The organism is Cupriavidus sp. Met-2 (assembly GCF_049843575.1).
GTDB lineage: Bacteria > Pseudomonadota > Gammaproteobacteria > Burkholderiales > Burkholderiaceae > Cupriavidus > Cupriavidus metallidurans.
The window spans coordinates 459,733-481,319 of sequence record NZ_JBBHZL010000001.1 but is presented as its reverse complement, the minus strand read 5'-3'; the positions used below and the strand labels follow the sequence as shown (position 1 = coordinate 481,319).

Sequence of the window (21,587 nt, the reverse complement as noted above, 5' to 3'; positions counted from 1 at the left end):
AGCGTGGTACGCTGCGGCGCGCCTCGCGCACAGCAAAGACGCCCCCGTTGCGCCCCCAACGCCCCCAACCGCCCCCGCTTTCGATGCCAGCAGCATTCGACTTATCCACTTCCGTTGCCGGAACACGTGCGTGGTTACGCACTTTCGTCCCCATGCCCATCGCGGCGAGCCGCCGCGAGCGCATCAAGAGCTGCATCGGCGCACTGATCGGCCTGTTCCTCACGGAATGGATCTGCCGCCACTTCCTGCAGGGCTTCAACCCGTGGTTCGTGGCGCCGATGGGCGCGTCGGCAGTGCTGCTGTTCGCCGTGCCGGCCAGTCCGCTGGCACAGCCGTGGTCGATCATCGGCGGCAACCTCGTGGCCGCCACGGTCGGCGTGGCCTGCGTGCGCTGGATTCCGGAGCCGGGGCTGGCCGCCGGCGTGGCCGTCGCGGTGGCCATCGCGCTGATGTTCCAGCTTCGCTGCGTGCACCCGCCCAGCGGCGCGGTGGCGATCACCGCCGTGTTTGGCGGACCTGCCGTGCAGGCGCTCGGTTTCGGCTTCGTGGTGGCGCCGGTCGCGATCAACTCGGCGCTGCTGCTTCTGACGGCGCTGGCGTTCAACAACCTCATGCAGCGCCGCTATCCGCACCGGCCGCCCGAGCCGCCCTCGCAGCACCTGACCAAGGATGTGCCGCCCAGCCGGCGCGTGGGCTTCACACGCGCGGACCTGGATGCGGTGCTGGCTGCACGCGGTGAATTCCTGGACATCGAGGAAGACGATCTCGAGGCGATCCTGGTGGCCGCCGAACTGCGCGCCTACTCGCGCCGCTTCGGCGACGTGCGTTGCAGCGACATCATGTCGCGCGACGTGGTGGCCGTGCGCCCCGGCCAGCGCGCGGCCGATGCCGCCGCGCTGCTGGCGCGCCACCACATCAAGGCGCTACCTGTGGTGGACGGCAATCGCCGCCTGCTCGGTATCGTGACGCAGAGCGATTTCTTCCGCGCGCATCGTTCGAACTCGCGCCGTGTCAACGGCACCGTGCGCGATCTGATGACGCGCGTGGTGGTGACCGCGCATGTCGACCAGCCGATGGTGGAACTGGCGCACGCGTTCTCCGATGGCGGGCTGCACCATGTGCCCGTGGTCGATGGAGACCGGCACGTCGTGGGCATGGTGACCCAGTCGGATCTGGTAGCTGCCCTGCTGCGCCGGGACACCACCGCAAACTGAGTGATCGAGGGGAAACCCGGACGGCTCATCGAATTCCGCTATGCTATCGGCGTTCTTATAAAGTGGACGCCCCTGGCCCGCCAAAGATGAGTTCCGGACAACTGATTGAGAAGCTGGCTGCCGTATTCGCGCTGATCGTCCTGATCGGCGGCTCGCTGCTCGTACTCGCGCCATTCGCCACGGCCCTGCTGTGGGGCGCGATCCTCGCCTACAGCTCCTGGCACCCCTATACCGTGCTGACGCGCTGGCTCGGCAACCGCCGCGGCCTGGCCGCGCTGATTTGCGTGCTGATCGCCACCGTGATCGTGCTCGGGCCGTTCGTCTACGCTGGCGCCAGCTTCTCGGCGCACATCGACGAACTGACCGCGCTGGTCAATCGCTATACCGAACACGGTATCCCGCAACTGCCGGACTGGCTCAGCAGCCTGCCGTTCGTTGGCCCGCAGATCGAATCGGCCTGGAACAAGGTCATCACTGCCGACTCCGAGACCGTGGCCAGCCTGCGCAAGCTGATTGCGCCGGTGGGACACGCGCTGCTCGGCGCCGGCCTGTCGATCGGTGCCGGTCTCGGCCAGCTCGCGCTGTCGATCGTACTGGCGTTTTTCTTCTATACCGGTGGCGAATTGGCCGTGGACTGGGTACGCGGCGGCATGCGCCGTGTGTCCGGCGACCGGGCCGACCACTTGCTGTCACTGGCCGGCAGTACGGTCAAGGGCGTGGTCTACGGCGTGCTCGGCACCGCTTTTGTGCAAGCCGTGCTGGCCGGCATCGGGTTCTGGATCGCTGGCGTGCCCGGCGCGGCGATTCTCGGCTTCATCACGTTCTTCCTTTCCGTCGTGCCGATGGGCCCGCCGCTGGCCTGGATTCCCGCCGCGTTGTGGCTCTATCACACCGGCGAGACGGGCTGGGCGATCTTCATGGTGGTCTGGGGCGCCGCAGTGGTCGGCATGGCCGACAACGTCATCAAGCCGCTGCTCATCAGCAAGGGCACCGGCCTGCCGCTCATCTGGATCATGATGGGCGTGCTGGGCGGCGCGCTGGCCTTCGGCTTCCTGGGCGTCTTCATCGGACCGACCGTGCTGGCCGTGGCGTACGCGCTGCTGCGCGACTGGACCATCGGCAACCAGGAACGCGCGAGCGTGACCGCCGTCACGGCGCCGCCGCCGTCCCAACTGACCCCGGATGCCTGAGCACCACGGCCCTGCGGCGTCGGCGTCCGCGCCGGCGCCGGACCTGCGCCACCTCGTGGCCTGCGAGTACTGCGACGCGCTCTACGAGCGTGCGTCGCTCGCGCCCGGCGAACGCGCCAACTGCCTGCGTTGCGGCAGCGAGCTCTATCGCGAAAGCACCCGCGCCTATCGCCGCCTGCTGCCGCTCGTGTTCACCGCACTGATCCTGTTCGTGATCTCGAACACGTATCCGATCGTCGAAATGGACCTGAAGGGCGTACGCACCGAGACCACGCTCTGGGGCGCGGTGCAGGCGCTCTACTCGGACCAGATGACGCTGGTGGCCATGCTGGTGTTCGCCACGACGATCCTGTTCCCGCTCTCCGAGATGCTGATGATGTGCTACCTGCTGGTGCCGATGGCACAGCGGAAGATGCCGCACGGGTTCGACGCCATCGTGCGTGGCATCCGTCAGACCCGGCCCTGGGGCATGATCGAGGTATTCATGATCGGCGTGCTGGTCACGCTGGTGAAGCTGTCGACCATGGCGGAAGTGCTGCCCGGCGTGGCGCTGTGGTCGTTCGGCGCGCTGGTGGTGGTGCTGGCCGCGATGCTGTCGTTCGATCCCCGCGACCTGTGGCATTACCTGGAAACGCCGGATGGAGATGACACCCCGCCCGGCGCGCAGGAGCCCACGCCATGAGCCAGCCATCACGCCCATCGCGCCCATCACGCACGGCCATGGCACGCGACCAGATCGCGCGGTCACGGCGCGTGGCCGCCGATGTGATGGCGGAGCTGACCGACGACGACGAACGCACCCCGCTGGCAGAGGTACCCACCGCATCCTCACGCGGGTTGCTGTCGTGCCATGCATGCGACCTGGTGAGCCCCATCACGCTCGAAGGCGAACCGTGCCCACGCTGCGGCGCCACGCTACACCGCCGCAAGCCGGCCAGCCTGGCGCGCACCTGGGCCTTCCTGCTGGCCGCGTACATCCTCTACATCCCGGCCAACCTGCTACCGGTGATGGTCACCGAGTCGATCCTGGGCGTGCAGCGCGACACCATCCTGTCCGGTGTGCTCTATCTGTGGCTATCCGGATCGCACATGCTGGCTGGCGTGGTGCTGATCGCGAGTATCGTCGTGCCGCTGCTGAAGATGATGATCCTGACGCTGCTGCTGATCTCGGTGCACATGAAATCTACATGGCGCATCCGCCAGCAGACCAAGCTGTACGGGCTGGTCGAAGTCATCGGCCGCTGGTCGATGCTTGATATCTTCGTGGTGGCGCTGCTGGCCTCGCTGGTGCGCGCGGGCGCGCTAGCCACGATCATCCCCGGCGCCGGCGCGCTGGCATTTGCCTCGGTGGTCGTGATGACCATGCTGGCATCGCTGAGCTTCGACCCGCGCCTACTTTGGGACTCGCTCGAGACCCCGAACCCCTCTTCCATCGAATTGCCGGAATCCGACAATGCCCGATCACGATAGTCCCTCCCCGCCGCCGACCTCCGGTGGCGTGCCCCAGCCCGCGCGCAAGCGTCGCGCCCGCTGGCTGCCATCGCTGGTGTGGCTGATCCCGATTGTCGCCGCCGTGGTCGGCGTCTCGCTGCTGATCAACACGCTCGCCTCACGCGGGCCAGAGATCAACGTCACCTTCCGCTCCGCCGACGGGCTGACACCGGGCAAGACCGCCGTGCGCTACAAGGACGTCGACATCGGCCTGGTCAAGTCAGTGCGGCTCGCGTCCGATCGCTCGCACGTGATCGCGTCGATCGAGCTGACAAAGGACGCCGAGAGCTTCGCCGTCAAGGACACGCGTTTCTGGGTGGTGCGCCCGCGCTTTGCGATCAGTGGCGTATCCGGCCTGGAAACGCTGCTCTCGGGCGCCTACATCGGCGTGGATGCCGGCAAGTCACGGGAAAGCACGCGCAACTTCATCGGTCTCGAAGTGCCACCCGTGGTCACCGCCGACGCGTCCGGCCGCCAGTTCGTGCTGCGCGCCCAGGACTTGGGCTCGCTCGATATCGGCTCGCCGGTCTACTATCGCCGCGTGCAGGTAGGCCAGGTGGTGGCGTACCAGCTCGACCCGAACGGGCGTGACATCTCGCTGCGCGTGTTCGTCAACAAGCCGTACGACAAGCTCGTCAATGGCGACACCCGCTTCTGGCACGCCAGCGGCGTCGACCTCAAACTCGATGCGAACGGCCTGAAGCTTTCCACGCAATCGCTGGTCACGGTGCTGTTGGGCGGCGTGGCCTTCCAGGCGCCGGACAACTCCACCGCAACGCAACCGGCGTCCGAGAATACGCAATTCCTGCTGGCATCGGACCAGTCAGAGGCGATGAAGGAGCCTGAAGAACTGGCGCCAGCGCTGGCAGTGCTGAACTTCGACCAGTCGGTGCGCGGCCTGTCGCCGGGCGCGCCGGTCGACTTCCGCGGTGTGATCGTGGGCCAGGTGCGCTCGATCGGCATCGAATACCAGCGCGACAAAAAGGCATTCCGAATGCCCGTAGTGGTGGAGTTCTACCCGTCGCGCATGGGATTCCGGGAGCGCGATGTGTCCGACGAGGCCAAGAAGCGCAGCATCGTGCAGGGCCTGGTCAAGCGCGGCATGCGCGCGCAACTGCGCACTGGCAACCTGCTGACCGGTCAGCTCTACGTGGCGCTCGACTTCTTCCCGAAGGCGCCACCGCCGAAGGACCTCGACCTCAACGCGACAATGCCGGAACTGCCGACCACGCCGGGTACCTTCGATGAGTTGCAGGCCAAGCTCGGCGACATCGTCAACAAGATCGACAAGGTGCCGTTCGATCAGATCGGCCAGGATCTGCGTACCAGCGTGGTGTCGATGAACAAGATGCTCGATAACGCCGACAAGCTCGTGACCCAACTGCACGGCGATGTAGCGCCCCAGGTACTCGCCGCGCTGCAGGATGCACGACGTACGCTGAACGCCGCCAATGGCACGCTTGCATCGGACGCGCCGCTGCAGCAGGATACGCGCCGCATGATGCAGGAACTGACGCGCACGGCCGTGTCCCTGCGTGCGCTGACCGACTATCTCGAGCGCCATCCCGAGGCGCTGTTGCGTGGGAAGACGGAGAAGGAATGATGAAACGCTCGCTGATGCTTCTGGCGCTGGCCGCCGCGCTGCTCAACGGCTGTGCATCGCCGGAGCCCCGCTACTACACGCTCGCATCCACAGCCGCACCGGCCGCCACGCCCCCGACACCCGGCACGCAGCCCATCTGGATCGAGGTGTCGCCGGTCAGGGTGCCGGAGCGCCTGAACCGCACCCAGCTCGTGGTAGCCGACGGCAACGCTGGCGTCGTGAAGATGCTGGACCTGTCGCGCTGGTCCGCGCCGTTGCCGGACGAGTTGCGCGATGCGCTGTCACAGCAGCTTCAGGCGAAACTCGGTGCCGTGGATATCTATCAGCAGGGCCTGTCCGAAGTGGAACCGGTCTATCGCGTGACCACGGAAGTAGTGCGGCTGGATGCGGACCCTGGCCAGCGCGCCAGCGCTTCGATCGCCTGGACCGTACGCCGGCTGCCCGATGGCAAGGTCCTGGGCGGCCGCACGGAAGCCGAGCTGCCCGCGCCCGGTCAGGTGGATGGCGTGGTGAACGCCTATCGCCAGATCGTCGCGGCAACCGCGGCCGACATCGCCGCCGGCGTGCTATCCCTGCGCCGCTGAGGCGTCAATCCCTCCGGACCGCCAGTTGGCGGTCCGCTTCGGCCATCGCGGCCAGGCACGCTTCGGCATCCCCCGTCACCCGCCGCACGCTGCAAGCCAGCATCAGGTTCATCGACAAGCCGAAGTCCTCCACCACATAACCGCGCGCATCGCGCGCGTTCCCGTCGGCATCGGTCCTGACACGCACACGATCCAGCAACGTGCCGGCATCGGCCGCATAGCCCCAGACGGGCTTCTCCAGCGCCACGGCAAACCCAACCTCGAACGCAGTACCGCTGTCTGGCTCCCCCGACCCGCGGAAGTCGTCGAGATTCGCCATCACGACATCGGCGCGACGAATCAACGCGATGTTGGCCTCGTAGATCCATTGTGCCGTGGCTGACCCCGACAGCCCCGACGGCGCCGCCTTGTCCAGCGGATACAAGCCTTCATAGCCATACCGCATACACAGCGCCTTCAGCTGTTCACCCCAGTCGCGCGCGTCCTCGCGGAACACATCAAAGCCGGCGAGATAGACCATCTTCATGGCATTTCCTCCATATGGAACGACGCAAGAATAGCGCAGAGGTGCGCGCCTTTCATTTCTGATCCCCGCCAGAAACAAATTTAGTGAAATTACGATTTACTTGTAAATCCAATATTGATTGTCCGTGAAGGCGCAAGGAAATTTCTTGCCTCCCATGCGTCGCATTTAGCCTACACAACCGCTCTCGCCGACACATTCAATCGGAACTCTCCCAAGAAAATCAAAAATTCAAGATAAATACGATTAAAAGAATTTCCCAAAGCCAATAGTCTTTGACCTTGTCAGGAAGACGCGATGCATAGCGACTTCACTAGCGAAATACCGGGGATATCCGCACGGAATGTGCGGCTTCTTATTCCGGATACAGCTGCCTTCGCTCGCTATGCGGATCTCCGCGATTCGCCTTGACAGCCACCAATCACATCAATATTCGAGGTCAATGTGAAACATATTCGAACAAAGATCCTTGCCACATCCCTGCTCCTTGCCGCGTTGAGTCCGACTGCATTTGCCGCGGATGGCACCATCGTCTTTACTGGCGAAATCAAGGGTCAAACCTGCTCCGTCGCGGGCGAAGGCAGGCCCGCCGGCGACTTCACCGTTGTGCTGCCCAACGTTCCATCCTCGCTGCTGAACACCGGCGGCAACATCGCAGGTAACACGCCTTTCGCTATTACGCTCTCTAACTGCACAGCATCCCTCAAGAAAGCGGCGGTTTACTTCGAAGCCGGCGGAAACGTGGATGCCGTCACCGGCAACCTGAATAACAACGCTGCCACCAACGGCGCAAAGAACGTCCAGATCGCCCTGTCGAACAACGATGGGAGCCCCATCAAACTAGGGGCCGCGTACCACGCGCAGAACTCGAAAACCGTGGACATTGCAGGCGGCAATGCAACACTGCGGTACCAGGCCCAGTACGTGGCAACTGGCACAGCCTCAGCCGGCCTAATCAGCACTACATTGAGGTACTCCGTCGTGTACCCGTAAGTCGGATCATCTAACCAGCCTATACCTGCCGGCATGCGCATACATGCCGGCACCTCCAGCCGTGCCCCTCCAGTAGTCGTTCATCATGTTCAAGACTTCAATCTGCCGCGCAGCCATTGCTGCCGTCCTCCTGGCAATGACTGCGCCTGGAACCCTTGCGTCCGTGGTTTTGACCGGTACCCGCGTCATCTACCCGGAGTCGGAGCGGGAAGTCAGCCTCAAACTCACCAACGAAGGAGACGCACCCTCCCTGGTACAGGCATGGATCGACGACGGCGACCCCAATGCGACGCCGGAGAACGCGAAATCACTATTCGTACTCACGCCGCCGCTGTTTAGACTGGACGCAAAGAAAGGTCAGACGCTACGCATCATTCAACTCCAGCAAGCGCTGTCTCGCGATCAGGAATCGCTGTTCTGGCTCAACGTTCTCGAAGTCCCGCCAATCGCATCCAGCAGCAAGGATCCGCAGAATTCGCTTCAGTTTGCCTTTCGGTCACGCATCAAGCTGTTCTTCCGTCCAACGGGATTGCCTGGCGACGCGGACAGCGCGCCCACCAAGGTTACCTGGCGCTTCGTACGCAAGGATGACGGCCATCATGTACTGACTGCAACAAATCCAACGCCGTACCACATCACCTACACAAAGGTCGAGGCAACCTCTGGCGGGCATGTGTACAGCAATGATGCCGGAGCAATGGTAAATCCCGGCGGCACAGTCGAGTTTGCCATCGATGACGCGTCGCCCGTGTCCGGCGAACCCGCGCAGGTCAGTTACACGTTTATCTCGGACTATGGCGCCGGTGTATCTGGCGTCCACAATGCGAAGCCAACACAGGAAGCGAAAGGGCAATGACGATGCGCACTCGGAAGCCGCGCGCCTCGCGCGCTCTGGCTGCGCGTTGGATCCTGGCCACCGCTCTGCCCACCGCGGTATTTGCTAATGAACCCGGCAAGACGGCCACCATCGCAGCCGTCAAGTTCAATTCAGATTTTCTGAAACGTTCCGATGGCACCAGCGTCGATGTCAGCCGGTTTGCGTTTGGCAACCCCATCTCACCTGGCGACCATGCGGTCGACATCTACCTGAACGGATCGTGGGTTGGTCGAGAGACAGTGCGATTCCGGTCCCGGGACGAGGTTGTCGGCCCATGCATGGACCGATCGCTCATTACCCGGTTGAATCTCGACGAACAGGCGCTGCCACCCGCCAGCCGCAATGCGATAGCGCAGGCCGTCAGTGGCGAATGCACTCGCCCATCGGACATCTCGGAAGACCTCACCTGGTCGTTCAACCTCAATGACCTGCGTCTCGACATCGGCGTGGCGCAGGCATTGTTACGCCGCACGCCGCGCGGCAGCGTCAGCCCAGAGCTCCTGGATGATGGCGTCCCGTCCGCGACGGTCGCCTACAATTTCAACACGTTCCACACTACTGGTAGCTCATCTGTCACTTCTACCTACCTTGGCATCGATTCCGGATTAAACATCGGTGCCTGGCACCTGCGGCAGCGCTCCTCGATGAGTTGGCAGTCCATGGGCCAAAGCACCTACGACTACCAGAACATCGCGACCTATTTGCAGCGGGATATATCGCGCCTGCGTAGTCAGCTCACCGTTGGCGATGCCTACACGGATGGAGCCGTCTTCGACAGCTTTTCCGTGCGCGGCGTGAATCTGGCCAGCGATGACCGGATGCTTCCTGACTCCGCACGCGGCTATGCGCCACTGGTGCGAGGCGTCGCCCGCTCCAATGCGCGTGTCACGGTCACGCAGAATGGCAACAAGCTCTATGAAACGACCGTGGCGCCAGGACCGTTCGAGATCAAGGATCTCTACGCCACCGGTTATGGCGGCAATCTGCTCGTCACGGTGACAGAAGCCGACGGCAGCCAAAGCAGCTTTACCGTGCCCTATGCATCTGTGGCTCAGCTTCTACGGCCCGGTATCACGCGGTACTCGGCCACGGTTGGGGAGTACCGCGATGGCTCGCGCACGTCTTCCCGCCGCGAGAAACTGGTCCAGGGTACGGTGCAGCACGGGTTCAACAACTTCGTAACGGGCTATGCCGGGCTAGTCCTCTCGGAGGGCTACCGGGCGGGCCTGATCGGCGCGGCCTTGAATCTGCCCATTGGCGCATTCGCGCTGGATGCGACCCATGCCCACGCCTCGATCGACCAGGTTGACAACACCAGCGGACAAAGCGTGCGCCTCAGCTACAGCAAGTTCGTGCCGTCAACTAGCACGAGTATGTCACTCGCCGCCTATCGCTATGCGACCCGTGGCTTCTGGACGATGAGCGACGCATTCACGGCTCGCGCCAGCGGTGGCAATGCCCGCGCCGTGGACCGCCAGCGCAGCCAGGTCCAACTCACGCTGAATCAGAGTCTCGGAGATCGCTGGGGCAACTTCTATCTCACAGGCACTTCCGCGGAATACTGGAATCGGGGCGGTACTGCGCTGATGTTCCAGGTGGGCTACAGCAACTCGCTGCGTGTGCTGGGACTGCCGATGACCTACAACATCGCGGCCTCACGCCAACGCGAGGCGATGACCGGCCGGTTCACCACCCAGGTTTTCGCCAGCCTCACCGTACCGCTGGGCAAGAGCAGCCACGCCCCGATGCTGTCGTTCGGCGCCACGCATAGTGACAGCCAATCCTCGCAACAGATGCGGCTGAGCGGCACTGCACTCGAGGACAACGCCTTCACCTATGGCCTGAACGTCGACCGTTCGCCGAACACAACCACCGGCGGTGGCAACGTACAGTACCGGACGCCTTACACCACCGTTTCCGCTTCTGTCAGCGGCGGCGGCGGTTACACGCAATACTCGGGTGGCCTGCAAGGCGCCCTGGTCGCCCACCAAGGAGGCATCACACTTGCCAACTTCCTTGGCGACACCATCGGCATCGTCGAAGCAAAGGGCGCTACCGGCGCGCGCGTCGCCAATGCGACGGGCGTCAGGATCGACGCATTCGGCTACGCCATTGTGCCGTACCTCCAGCCTTACAACATGAACACGATCGAGATAGATCCACGCGGGATACCGCTGGATGTATCGCTGGACGCGACCAGCGCCCAGGTAGCGCCGCGCGCGAACGCAGCGGTAAAAATCAAGTTCGCCGCGCTCAGCGGACGCGCCGTCATCATTTCAGCCAGCCAGCCCGATGGAGCGCCTTTGCCCTTTGGCGCATCAGTGCGCGATAGGGACAATGCCGAAATCGGCGTGGTTGGCCAAAGCGGCATCATTTTCGCGCGTGGCATCGAAGACACCGGACGCTTGCAGGTGTCCTGGGGCACACACTCAGCGCAACGCTGCACGATCGAATATCGGCTGCCGGAGAAGGTCCGCAATGCGACATCATTCACGCAGATCCGATCGGTATGCCAGCCCGACGCAAAGGGGGAATCGTGAATGCCGATACTGCTATCAGATCGCGCCAAATGTTGCCAACCATCGCCGTGACTAGGCTTGGCCTGATCACTATCGGCGCAATGTCAACGCCTCGCACGCGAACTATTGCACGCAGCAACTCTCCGGCCCGTTGTCATTACCACGCTGACGGACATCACCTCGCCAGGCAATCGTTCATCATGAGCTATCAATAGCGGCGGGGCTTACGGATTGATCGCCGGATGCTTCAGTGCATGCGCAGCCTCGGCCAGATGCTGGCGGTAGTTGCTCTCGTCTCGCGAGAGGCCAAGTTCTCCGCTGCGATAGGCCATCGCCAGCGCCTGGATCGAGGCCGGATGCTCCCGCTCGGCGGCAGCCTCGTACCAGGACACCGCAGTAGCATCATTACGCGGCACGCCATCGCCCTCTCGGTAGGCATTGGCCAGCAAGAACATGGCCTGCGCAACTCCACCGTCGGCAGCCACTCTGAACCAGTGCGCGGCGGCAGCCGGGTCCGCTGTGTGGCCATAGCCACCACGATAGAGCAGCCCCAGGTAATACGCCGCGCCAACATCGCCCACCCTTGCCGCCGCGCCGAGTTCGCGCCATGCGACAGGCAAGTCCGTACGACCGGACGCCAACTCACCTAGCATCGCGGCTTTGCCAAGCAGGAACTGCGCGCGGGTGTGGCCGCTCGCTGCCGCCAGGCTAAGCCAGTGCTCCGCTTGCGCGCGGCTCTCGGTGTCCGTCCGGGACAGTAGTGTTTCACCGAGAGCCGCACATGCCGCAATCTCGCCCGCCGCGGCTGCGCGCTGCAGCCGCGACAGTGCGGCGGCATCATTCGCCGAGGTCGCCATCAACTGCCATCGCGCGATCTCGCTTTGACGCACGTCCGATTGCTGTCGCCACATGGCGGCGCCAGCGACTCCAGCGGCCGCAACGGTTACAGCCAGCGTGGCCGCCACAAACAGCGGGTGGATGCGAGGAAAGCGCCGCGGTGCGGCCATAGTTGTTGGCATGGCGTGCATGGTCAATCAGTCAATCACAAGCTGAGATCGAGCTTGTACTGCGACAGGTTCTTGCCGGACCCATCGTCTGCCTTGTCGAGCGAGATATTGGTCAACCCAGCGTCGGTTGCCTGCTGCAGCATCCCGATACCCGAGCTGAACACCACCTTGCCCGTGGTGGTCACCTTGGTGAACTTCCAGCTACGCGCGCTGCCGTTGACCATGCGTGTGACATTGGCCACCTTCTTGATGTAGCTGATCAGCACATCGCGGTTGGCATCTGGCGAGGCATAGATCGTCTTGGTGCCATCGAGGCCCGGGAAGTTGCCGCCCCCGCTGGCACGATAGTTGTTGGTAGCCACGATGAAGTTCATCGCCGCGGTCACCGGCGCGCCCTTGTACGTCAGGTTCTTGATACGGCTGCCAACCGGCTGCGTCACGTCGATCTCATACTGCATGTCCGGATCGGTGAACATGTCGAAGTTGTAGCCCGGGAAGGTGCTGATCAACTGCTGGTCGGTCGTCTTGGCCGGGTCGATCTGGTTGAAGCGCTTGGCCGCGGTTTCCAGCCATGCCTTCACATCGTCGCCGTTGACCTTCACCGCGTACACCGTGTTCGGGTACAGGTAGAGATCGGCCGCGTTGTTGATGGCCAGGTTGCCGGACGCCACGTCGGTATAGTCGCTGCCACCGCCAAAGCCGCTCTTGAACGGGGCCGAAACCGACAGCACGGGCAGCGAGGCCAGCGCTGGCAGGTTCGCGGTGACGTAGTCCTTCACGTAGGCAGCCTGTGCCATGTTGACGATCTGAATCGCACCCGGATCACCCACGTCGGCGAAGTAGCTCGACATGCGGTAATTGGTACTGCCGATCGGCGTCTTCACGTATTGGATAGTTGCCTGGTGCTCGGTGTCGATCATCGGCGCCACGCTGGCGTCGGCCGTCACATAGGTCTTGTCGGCGTTCTGGGTCGAGCGCGCCTCCACAGTGGTCTTGGTGCGATCGACGCTCCAGCTCTTGCCGTCGTGGTTCAGCGACAGGTTGATCACGCCCAGGTGCTTGCCCCAGTAGTTGGCCATCACGGTCGGCACGCCGTTGACCGTGCCCTTGACCTTGTCCACGCCCGGCAGGTTGAACTGGCCGACCGTGCTGTTGGCATCCGGGAAGATCTGGTGCGAGTGGCCGATCAGCATCGCGTCCACGCCAGCCACCTTCGACAGGTGATAGCTGCCGTTCTCCATCGTCGGCGAGTAGGTCGAGTTATCCAGGCCACCATGCGAAATCACGACGACGAGGTCGGCGCCCTTGGCGCGCATCTCGGGAATGTATTTCTGGGCCGTCTCCACCAGACCTTCGGTGTAGACCTTGCCGTCGAGCCAGCGCTTGTCCCAGCTCATGATGGCCGGCGGCGCGAAGCCGATGATGCCAACCTTGATCGGCGCGGTGACCGTCTTGCCGTCCGGGCCGGTAGCCGTCAGCGTCTTGCTCAGGATCGCGTACGGCTGGAACAGCGGCGCGCGCGTCTTGACGCTGTAGACGTTGGCCAGCACCTGCGGAAACTTCGGGCCCGCGCATGCGGTCTGGGTGGCAGGATCGGGCAGGCCGTCCACGTTGAACTTGCTGCCGGTGACCTGGCTCAGGTACTGCAACCCATAATTGAATTCGTGATTGCCGATGCCACCGCCGTCAAAGCCAGCGGCGTTCATCACCTTGTACATCGCCAGGGTCTCGGTGCACGAGACCGGCTTCACCAGTGCCTGATAGTCCGAGAGCGCGGTGCCCTGGATCGTGTCGCCGTTGTCGAGCAACAGGCTGTTCGGAAACTCCTGCCGCGCGGACTTGATCAGCGTCGAGACGCGCTCGAAGCCCAGCGACTTGTCCTCGGCCAGCTTGAAGTAGTCATAGCTCAGGACGTTGGTGTGGAGGTCGGTGGTCTCGAGCAGCGCCAGCGTGGACTTGGTACCTGCGACGATCGCCGCCGGGGTGTCGCCACCGTTGTTACCGCCGTTGCCACTGTTTCCGCTATTGCCGCCGTTGTTGCCGGAGGTGGAGGACGAGGGGTCGTCTGAGCCGCAGGCGGCCAGCGCGGTCACCCCCACCAGCAAGGCCGCGAGCGTCGCGGCCTGGATGCGATGGAGTTGCATGTTTCGGGTTCCCTGATTGATTTGTTTTGGTTTTGGTGCAGCCACGGAATTGTCGGCAACCGCGATGGCAGGAAAGTGGCGAAATCGCGTCATTCGCGTGACAAACGCCACGGATGTCTGCGAAGTCAGGGAATGCACAAATCGCGCGCCAGACTATTCCAAATGGCTGAAGACCCTTATCCATCCGGGCAATTGACGGTGCGCTATATACCCGCTTATATTGCGCGAGGTAACGATCGCGCACACCGCACCCCTTCACGCCATGACCTTCCGCACCCTGCCCTTCCTGCGCCGCGCCGCCTGCGTCGGCGCCGCCCTGGCCCTGACCGTCGCCGCACCGTCGGCCTTTGCCGCCGATCTCGTGGTCTCCGCCGCCGCCAGCCTGACCAACGCGTTCAAGACGCTGGCCGAGCAGTACGAGCACGCCCACCCGGATACCAAGGTGGTGCTGAATTTCGGCGCTTCGGACGTGCTGATGCAGCAGATCATCAAGGGCGCGCCGGCCGATGTGTTCGCGTCCGCCGACCAGACCGCCATGGACAAGGCCGAGGCCGAGAAGGTCGTGCAACCGGCCAGCCGCAAGGACTTTGCCGCCAACCAGGTAGTGCTGATCGTGCCGCAGGACAGCAAGCTCGGCATCGGCTCGCTCAAGGACCTGACCCGCGCCGACGTCAAGCGCGTGGCATACGGCAATCCGTCGTCAGTGCCGGTGGGCCGCTATACCAAGGGCGCGCTCGAGGCCGAGGGCCTTTGGGATGCCGTGGCGGCCAAGGGCGTGCCGGCCCAGAACGTTCGCCAGAGCCTGGACTACGTGGCGCGCGGCGAAGTCGACGCCGGCTTCGTGTTCGCCACCGATGCGGCGATCATGCCGGAGAAGGTCAAGGTGGCGGTGCGCGTGCCAAATCGCACGCCGGTCACCTACCCCATCGCCGTCACCACGCAGACGAAGCAGGCCCAGCAGGCCACCAGCTTCGTCCAGTACGTACTGTCGTCCGAGGGCCAGGCCGTGCTGGCCAAATTTGGATTCCAGAAACCGTAACAAGGTCTGATTGCTGTCATGGATGCCGTCTGGGTACCGCTGTTGCTGTCGCTCAAGGTAGCGGGCTGGGCCACGCTGCTGAACGCCATTCTTGGCGTGGCGGCCGCCTATGCGATATCGCGCTGGCGCTCGTCCGCGCGAGATGTGGTGGATGCCATCCTGACACTGCCGCTGGTTCTCCCACCCACCGTGCTCGGCTACTACCTGCTTGTGCTGGTGGGTCGGCGCGGCGTGTTTGGCGCATGGCTGGACCGGATCGGGATCGAGCTTGTATTCACATGGCAGGGCGCGGTGCTGGCGTCGACCGTGGTGGCATTTCCGCTCGTGCTGAAGTCCGCGCGCGCCGCGTTCGAAGGCGTCGATCACCAGCTTGAGAATGCCGCCCGGGTGCTGGGCGTATCGGAGACCGGCATCTTCTTTCGCGTCACGCTGCCGATGGCGCAGCGCGGCATCTCCGCTGGCGTGGTGCTGGCGTTTGCGCGGGCACTGGGCGAATTCGGCGCCACACTGATGGTGGCCGGCAACCTGCCGGGCCGCACCCAGACGCTCTCGGTGGCCATTTATGAAGCCGTGCAGGCTGGTGACGACAACACTGCCAACCTGCTGGTGCTGGTGACGTCGGTCACATGCATCGTGCTGCTGGTGGTGGCCGGCCGGCTTGTGCCGCCCGCCGCGCGTGGCGTTGGCGAGGTCTACGAGCGACGCGCCTTCCGGCGCGAAGCCGTGGGCAAGTGAGGCCCGCCATGAGTATGCAGATCACCATCCGCAAGCGCCTGGTGTCGCGAGATCGCCAGTTCGCGCTCGACATCGGATTTGAGTCGGACAGTCACCGCATTGCGATGTTCGGCCCCTCCGGCTCTGGCAAGACCCTGACACTGCGCGCCATCGCCGGGTTGCTGGCGCCGGAAAGCGGGCGCATCGTACTCAACGGACGCACGCTGTTCGACAGCGAATCCGGCATCGACCTGCCGCCCCAGGAGCGCCGCGTGGCGTACCTGTTCCAGGACTACGCGCTGTTTCCGCATCTGACCGTGGCGCAGAACATCGCGTTCGGTCTGAACCACGGCTGGCGCAATCCCCGGCGGCGCGAGTTGCCGCCAGAGGCCGCGCACTGGGTCGATGCCTTCGGCTTGCGCGAGATCGTGAATCAATATCCGGCCGAGATCTCGGGCGGTCAGAAGCAGCGCGTGGCGCTGGCCCGCGCGCTGGCGCCCAAGCCGGATATCGTTCTGCTCGACGAACCGTTCTCGGCGCTGGACCCGGCGCTACGGTCGCGTATGCGCGAAGAGCTGCTGTCGCTGCAGGCGAACCTCGATGTGCCAATGGTTGTGATTTCGCACGATCCGCAAGACGTCGAGATCCTGGGCGACCACGTGCTCGAGATTCGCGAGGGCCGCATCTTTGGCAGCGGCACCGGCAAGCGGCATCCGCCGGTCTACGCGCCCCTGCCCGCACGCGTGGCCTGATCCGAAGTCAGCAGATCGACGTAGGCGCCTTCGATCAGGGCGTCATGGTTCACGCCCAGCCGCGCCATCAGTCCATGCGCCTCGGCGACGCCGGCTTCCGCTGGCTCACCTTCGCGCAGCACCACTTCCAGTTCCAGAAAGTCGCCCAATCCTTCCACGCGATCGAGATGCACGCGCGTGCGACCGACGAGGAACAGTGTCCGCACCTTGCGCACGCGTCCACGCTCGCCGTGGGCCGAGACCAATGCGGCTCGCAACGTGTCGGGCGACGCCGTCGGGGACAGGATGTAGAAACTTTCCTTCGGCCCCGTCTGGTCAGGCCGCGAATAGAAGATCAGTTGCCCTTGATCGGCACTGAACGCGCGCAGCTTGAGCCTGCCGTTCGGGCACGGGAAGAATGTGTCATCCTGCTCGATCAGTTCCGGGCCATGATCCGCGACAGCGGCGGCGCGCGGGATCAACGCCTCGACGCAGGCGATGCGTGCCTTGATTTCGATATTGCGTGCCATGCTGCTCTAGCCCACCGTCCCGAGGATCACGCTCGACGCCTTGAAAATGGCCACCGCACGCGTGCCCACCTTCAGATCGAGTTCCGTCACCGCTGCATTGGTGATGATGGCCGCGACCGTGCCGCCGCCATCGAGATCGAGCACTACCTCGGCATTGACCGCGCCCGGCTGCACGCGCGAGACCACGCCCGGCAACTGGTTACGCGCCGACAGCCGCACGTTGGGGTCGGGCAGGCCGATCATCACCGACGATGCCTTGACGAGCGCGAACGCCTCGGCGCCGGCCGCCAGGCCCAGGGTCTCCACGCTCTCATGCGTGATAGTGGAAACAACGCGCTGACCACCCGGCAGCGCCAGCGTGACTTCATCGTTGACGGCCCCGCCGCGAACCGCTTCCACGCGGCCGAACAGCTTGTTGCGCGCACTGGTCTGGACCATGAATCGCCTCATCAGGTGAAGGTCGTCGGCATCCGCATCGCTCAATGCGCTCCCGACCTTGTCAAGGTAGGCGACGAAGCGGGCGTGCTCGGCCTCCATCGCATGGTAGGTGCGGATCAGGCGCTCGGCGCGTTCGGTCAGTCGGGTACCGCCCCCGCCCTTGCCGCCAGCCGCGCGCGAAACCAGCGGCTCGCCGGCGCTGTTGTTCATGGCGTCGATGGCGTCCCAGGCAGCCTTGTAGCTGATGCCGACGGCGCGCGCCGCGGCCGTGATCGAGCCATGTTCGCCAATGGCAGCCAGCAGCGCGATGCGGTCCTTGCCGCCCCAATCATGCGTGCCGGCGCGAAACCAGATCGCTCCCTGGAGTTCGAGCATGTGCTAACGGTGTGGGAAGTGAAAGATAGCGTATGGTACCGCCAGCCGACACCGCGCCGATACGGCACTGACACCAGTGCCGTATCGGCGCGGCATTCACGCGGCATCCACTAGTTCTGGTGCGCCGGGATGTACCAGCGCATGATGCTGCCGGCGAAGTACTGTTTGTCGAGCTGGCGCAACAGCCGCCAGGCCGTGAAGGCGTCGACGTCCAGATCCACCCATGCCCATGGATGATCGGCGTCACCCTCGCGCATGATCTCGATCGAGATGACGCGGGCGTAAATCTTGAGCTTCTCGCGCAGCATATCCGCCGTCACATCTCGATGCAGCCCGCGGATCAGTACCTGCATGGCGGCCTCTCTCTCGGTGCGTTGGCATTGGGTGTATTGTAGGCCGCGCTCCGCGTCACGTCGTGTGCCTTATGCGCTGATCGCACACAGCGTCGCCCCATCCTGTCAGGCCATCACGTGCACACCGCCATCGACGTACACGGTGTTGCCCGACAGCCGTCGCGCGTACGGCGTAGCCAGGTAGGCGGTGGCGAAGCCAACATCCATGATGTCGACCAGTTCGCCCAACGGCGCGCGCCCCGCCGCCTCGGCCAGCAGAGCGTCGAAGTCCTTGAGCCCCGACGCCGCGCGCGTCTTCAGCGGCCCGGGCGAGATCGCGTGCACGCGGATGTTGCGTGGCCCGAGCTCATAGGCCAGATAGCGGCAACTGGCTTCCAGCGCGGCCTTTACCGGCCCCATCAAGTCATAGTTCGGCACCACGCGGTTGGCACCGTCGTAGCTCATCGCGAACATCGTGCCGCCGTGCGGCATCAGCGGCACTGCGCGGCGCGCCATGCGAATGAACGAGTGGCAGGAGACATCCATCGCCCGTGCGAATCCGGCGGCCGATGAATTGAGCAGTCCGCCCTGCAGGTCGGCCTTCGGCGCGAAAGCCACGGAATGGACCAGGGAATCCAGCTGCCCCCATTCTGCTGCGATACGCGCGAATAGCGCGTCCATCTGTGTATCGTCCTCGACATTGAGCGGCATCAGGATCGGCGCCTCCACCTGGCGCGCCAGTGGCTCCACGTACGGTAGCGCCTTGTCGTTGAGATAGGTCAGCGCGATCTCGGCGCCCATTTCCCGGAACGCCCGGGCGCAGCCCCAGGCAATCGAGTCCTCGTTCGCCACGCCCACGACGAGCACGCGCGCCCCTGCAAGGGGTGGATTCGGTACTTGCACCATCGGATTCTCCGGCGAAGCTACGTGATGAGCGATACACGACCACCGCCCCGCCTCCGGCACGCAGAGGCGGAGCAAAACGGTAATCGTGAATCAGGTCTTGGCGTCGGCGTCCGCCTCGCGCGTGGCCTTGCCGTGATCGGTACCCATCACGTCAGCGACCTTGCGATAACGCTCCATCCACTCGCCCTCGAGCGGGCCACCGACAGTCAGCACGCGATGCGCCAGCACCATCACCCGGCGGCGCTCCTTCATGTCCGGCACGAGTTGTGGCAGCGTGCGCAGCGCGGCCTCGGGGTCGAGACTGACTACATAGCTCTGACGCCGTACCGCGTCCTTGAACTCGGCCAGCGTGAAACGCTCGTCGGGCGGGTTTTCCACCGCCAGCTTGCGTAGCAGGTTGAATGGACGTTCCTCGATGGCGGACTTGCCCGCCGTCACGTAGGCCAGGATACGCAGGAATCCATCGACCAGCGTGCCCTCGCCGATCCGGGACAGCGCCTCGCGACGGCGAAGTTCCGCCACCTCCGTGCGCAGCGCGCTAACGGCGGGCGACTCGGCGCGCTCGGTATCCACCTTCATGCCGAACAGGGCCGGCAGCCACGGCGTGGCGTAGATCGACGAGAACGCCTGTTCCTGCCAGGCATCGCGCATATCGCGGTACAGGTCGAGCGAGCGCACGATCTGGTCGGAAATCGCGGTCTGCATGGCCAGGAACGGGTTGTCGGGTGACACGGGCTGGCGCGCTTCGCGCACGGCCGGCGCCATCGCGCTCACCCATTGCATCCACGGATTGGTGTCACCTTCCAGCGAGCGTTCAAGCCGCGTCGGATGCACCGCCCGAATCACCTCCGCCATCGACTCGTTCGACATCGCGCGCAGGAACGGCGAGGCAAACGTATCGTAGAGATGCTGGTTGATCTCGGCCACGCGGCGCACCACCTGGAACGGCAGTTCGTCGTCCCGGCCGTCGTCGAGCGCCAGGATGTCGTCGATCGTGCGCCGTTCGAAGCGCACCATGTAGCGGCCTTCGATCAGATCCTTGTGCGACGTGCCCGGCGCGATGTCATCGATCTTCGCTTCGTACAGGCCCGGCGGCAGCACGTCGATCAGGTCCAGCGCGCAGAAGAGTTCCGAGTGTTCCTTGTTGGCCACGCTGCCCGATACGAAGATGCCGAGGTGGCCGATCGAAGGATGCAGGCAATAGACGATGGTCTGGTCGTTGGCGACGATCTCGTCAACGTTCGCGTAGAGATCGGGAATCCAGTTCAGCGCCTGCTGCGGCGGCGTGATGTTGTCGCCCCAGGAGGCAAACACGATCACCGGCGAGCGCACGTTCCGCAGGTCGATCACCGTCTTGCCGTCGTTGCTGCGCACCTCACCCGCTGTGAGATGGTTGCCGACGAACAGGTTCTGCACGATCCAGTCGATCTCTCCCCGGTTCATCAGGAAGTGGCCGCCCCACCAGCGCTCGAACTCCAGGAAACGCGGACCCTCGGTATCGGCCTTGGCATAAACGTTGTAGAGCTTCGACCAGAACGTGTTCGCGGGATCGAGCTTCTCGAAGTTCTGGACGAGCCAGGCGCCGTCGAAGCGGCCATTGCCCAGATCCGCAGCCAGCGATGCCAGCCAGGTGCCGCCAAGCAGGCCACCCGAGTACCGCATCGGATTCTTGCCACGCACTCCGGACCAGTACGCCACAGGCGCGCCAGCCAGCAGGATCGGGCCGGTGACTTCCGGCGCGGCAGCCGCCAGCATCAGCAGGGCCCAGCCTGCCTGACAGTTGCCGACGACGAATGGCTTGCCGGGCGCATCGGGGTGGCGCTCGGCGACCGCCTGCAGAAACAGGCCTTCCGTACGCGCGACGTCCTCGATCGTCTGCCCCGGGCAAGGATCGCGGAAGAACGTGATGAAGTAACACGGATGCCCACTGCGCAGCGCGTTGCCAATCTCGCTGTCGGACTTGAACCCGCCGATGCCGGGACCGTGCCCCGCGCGGGGGTCCATCACCACGAACGGCCGCTTGGCCGGGTCCGTCGGTTGCCCTTCAGGTGGCACGATGCGAACCAGCGCGTAGTTGACCGGCGTCGGCAAATCGCGACCGTCGATCAGTACCTCGTAGTCGAAAACCAGCACTGGCGGCATACCACCGCGCTCGTGCTCCGCGGTTTCATTGCCGCGCTGCCGAAGGATGTCGAGGAACAGGATCGAGCGTTGCCACGCATCGAGGCCGTACTCCCATGCGGCGTGCGCAATGGCGGTAGGCGGAACTGGTGGAAGAAACCCGGCGAGCGCGGTCGCGGCCGGTGAGGGTGCCTCCGCTGTCGATGTGACAGCGGTCGGTTGACGTGCGGTCATTCCGTTTCTCCCAGTCTGGATA

General features: G+C 64.2%; 20 protein-coding genes. 12 read left to right on the top strand and 8 right to left on the bottom strand.

Translation table 11 applies throughout. The features are described 5' to 3' along the window. The first annotated feature begins 83 nt into the window (after positions 1-83). The 6 genes from WD006_RS02285 to WD006_RS02260 all read left to right on the top strand — a co-directional run bounded on the left by WD006_RS02285 (position 84) and on the right by WD006_RS02260 (position 6,082). Positions 84-1,214: an HPP family protein gene (locus WD006_RS02285; RefSeq protein ID WP_011515443.1), complete on the top strand. Its 1,131-nt coding sequence runs from the start codon at positions 84-86 to the stop codon at positions 1,212-1,214. Between the two features lie 86 nt (positions 1,215-1,300). Continuing rightward, complete coding sequence (locus WD006_RS02280; protein ID WP_008643578.1) at positions 1,301-2,404, top strand: AI-2E family transporter; 1,104 nt, start codon at positions 1,301-1,303, stop codon at positions 2,402-2,404. Beyond that, positions 2,397-3,086, top strand: a complete 690-nt coding sequence (locus tag WD006_RS02275) for a paraquat-inducible protein A (protein ID WP_011515442.1) — start codon at positions 2,397-2,399, stop codon at positions 3,084-3,086. Before WD006_RS02280 ends, WD006_RS02275 begins: the two co-directional genes overlap by 8 nt. Continuing rightward, positions 3,083-3,874 (top strand): paraquat-inducible protein A, encoded by a 792-nt coding sequence (locus WD006_RS02270; RefSeq protein WP_008640879.1) that lies wholly within the window; start codon positions 3,083-3,085, stop codon positions 3,872-3,874. Before WD006_RS02275 ends, WD006_RS02270 begins: the two co-directional genes overlap by 4 nt. Next, positions 3,858-5,498 (top strand): intermembrane transport protein PqiB, encoded by a 1,641-nt coding sequence (locus tag WD006_RS02265; RefSeq protein ID WP_011515440.1) that lies wholly within the window; start codon positions 3,858-3,860, stop codon positions 5,496-5,498. The genes WD006_RS02270 and WD006_RS02265 overlap by 17 nt, the downstream gene beginning before the upstream one ends. Then, on the top strand, positions 5,495-6,082 hold the full coding sequence (locus tag WD006_RS02260) for a PqiC family protein (protein WP_011515439.1): 588 nt from the start codon (positions 5,495-5,497) through the stop codon (positions 6,080-6,082). Before WD006_RS02265 ends, WD006_RS02260 begins: the two co-directional genes overlap by 4 nt. Positions 6,083-6,086: 4 nt before the next feature. Here WD006_RS02260 and WD006_RS02255 read toward each other — a convergent pair whose 3' ends face one another. Continuing rightward, on the bottom strand, positions 6,087-6,608 hold the full coding sequence (locus tag WD006_RS02255; protein WP_011515438.1) for a nucleoside 2-deoxyribosyltransferase: 522 nt from the start codon (positions 6,606-6,608) through the stop codon (positions 6,087-6,089). Positions 6,609-7,049: 441 nt separating this feature from the next. On the opposite strand from WD006_RS02255, the gene WD006_RS02250 reads away from it, so the two are divergent. From WD006_RS02250 to WD006_RS02240, 3 genes are all read left to right on the top strand, one after another. Then, positions 7,050-7,598, top strand: a complete 549-nt coding sequence (locus tag WD006_RS02250) for a fimbrial protein (RefSeq protein WP_011515437.1) — start codon at positions 7,050-7,052, stop codon at positions 7,596-7,598. Positions 7,599-7,683: 85 nt separating this feature from the next. Beyond that, complete coding sequence (locus tag WD006_RS02245) at positions 7,684-8,454, top strand: fimbrial biogenesis chaperone (RefSeq protein WP_011515436.1); 771 nt, start codon at positions 7,684-7,686, stop codon at positions 8,452-8,454. Next, a complete protein-coding gene (locus WD006_RS02240) occupies positions 8,451-11,015 on the top strand; it encodes a fimbria/pilus outer membrane usher protein (RefSeq protein WP_029308391.1) in 2,565 nt (854 codons plus the stop codon). The genes WD006_RS02245 and WD006_RS02240 overlap by 4 nt, the downstream gene beginning before the upstream one ends. A 203-nt stretch (positions 11,016-11,218) precedes the next feature. Here the strand turns inward: WD006_RS02240 and WD006_RS02235 are convergent, their stop codons facing one another. Both WD006_RS02235 and WD006_RS02230 read right to left on the bottom strand, forming a co-directional pair. Beyond that, positions 11,219-12,013 (bottom strand): tetratricopeptide repeat protein, encoded by a 795-nt coding sequence (locus tag WD006_RS02235; RefSeq protein ID WP_227874061.1) that lies wholly within the window; start codon positions 12,011-12,013, stop codon positions 11,219-11,221. 23 nt (positions 12,014-12,036) lie between these two features. Continuing rightward, a complete protein-coding gene (locus WD006_RS02230) occupies positions 12,037-14,145 on the bottom strand; it encodes a bifunctional 2',3'-cyclic-nucleotide 2'-phosphodiesterase/3'-nucleotidase (RefSeq protein WP_011515433.1) in 2,109 nt (702 codons plus the stop codon). A 262-nt stretch (positions 14,146-14,407) separates the two neighbouring features. On the opposite strand from WD006_RS02230, the gene modA reads away from it, so the two are divergent. From modA to WD006_RS02215, 3 genes are read left to right on the top strand one after another with little or no spacing between them, the layout of a single operon-like run. Beyond that, positions 14,408-15,184 carry a molybdate ABC transporter substrate-binding protein gene (modA, locus tag WD006_RS02225; protein WP_011515432.1) on the top strand — a complete coding sequence of 259 codons (777 nt, stop codon included), beginning with the start codon at positions 14,408-14,410 and terminating at the stop codon, positions 15,182-15,184. 18 nt (positions 15,185-15,202) lie between these two features. Next, positions 15,203-15,919 carry a molybdate ABC transporter permease subunit gene (gene modB, locus WD006_RS02220; RefSeq protein WP_375198924.1) on the top strand — a complete coding sequence of 239 codons (717 nt, stop codon included), beginning with the start codon at positions 15,203-15,205 and terminating at the stop codon, positions 15,917-15,919. Between the two features lie 8 nt (positions 15,920-15,927). Next, complete coding sequence (locus tag WD006_RS02215) at positions 15,928-16,650, top strand: ATP-binding cassette domain-containing protein (protein ID WP_029308392.1); 723 nt, start codon at positions 15,928-15,930, stop codon at positions 16,648-16,650. Here WD006_RS02215 and WD006_RS02210 read toward each other — a convergent pair. From WD006_RS02210 to WD006_RS02190, 5 genes are all read right to left on the bottom strand, one after another. Then, entirely contained in the window at positions 16,620-17,159 is a 540-nt protein-coding gene (locus tag WD006_RS02210) for a class IV adenylate cyclase (RefSeq protein ID WP_011515430.1), read from the bottom strand. The two genes, WD006_RS02215 and WD006_RS02210, sit on opposite strands and share 31 nt — an antisense overlap. A gap of 6 nt (positions 17,160-17,165) precedes the next feature. Then, the gene (locus WD006_RS02205; RefSeq protein WP_011515429.1) at positions 17,166-17,972 is read right to left on the bottom strand and encodes a TOBE domain-containing protein; all 807 of its coding nucleotides are present in this window, start codon (positions 17,970-17,972) and stop codon (positions 17,166-17,168) included. 110 nt (positions 17,973-18,082) lie between these two features. Continuing rightward, a complete protein-coding gene (locus WD006_RS02200) occupies positions 18,083-18,325 on the bottom strand; it encodes an RNA recognition motif domain-containing protein (RefSeq protein ID WP_011515428.1) in 243 nt (80 codons plus the stop codon). A gap of 105 nt (positions 18,326-18,430) precedes the next feature. Beyond that, a complete protein-coding gene (fabI, locus tag WD006_RS02195; RefSeq protein WP_011515427.1) occupies positions 18,431-19,210 on the bottom strand; it encodes an enoyl-ACP reductase FabI in 780 nt (259 codons plus the stop codon). Between the two features lie 90 nt (positions 19,211-19,300). Beyond that, positions 19,301-21,565 (bottom strand): DUF3141 domain-containing protein, encoded by a 2,265-nt coding sequence (locus WD006_RS02190; protein ID WP_011515426.1) that lies wholly within the window; start codon positions 21,563-21,565, stop codon positions 19,301-19,303. Between the last annotated feature and the right edge of the window lie 22 nt (positions 21,566-21,587).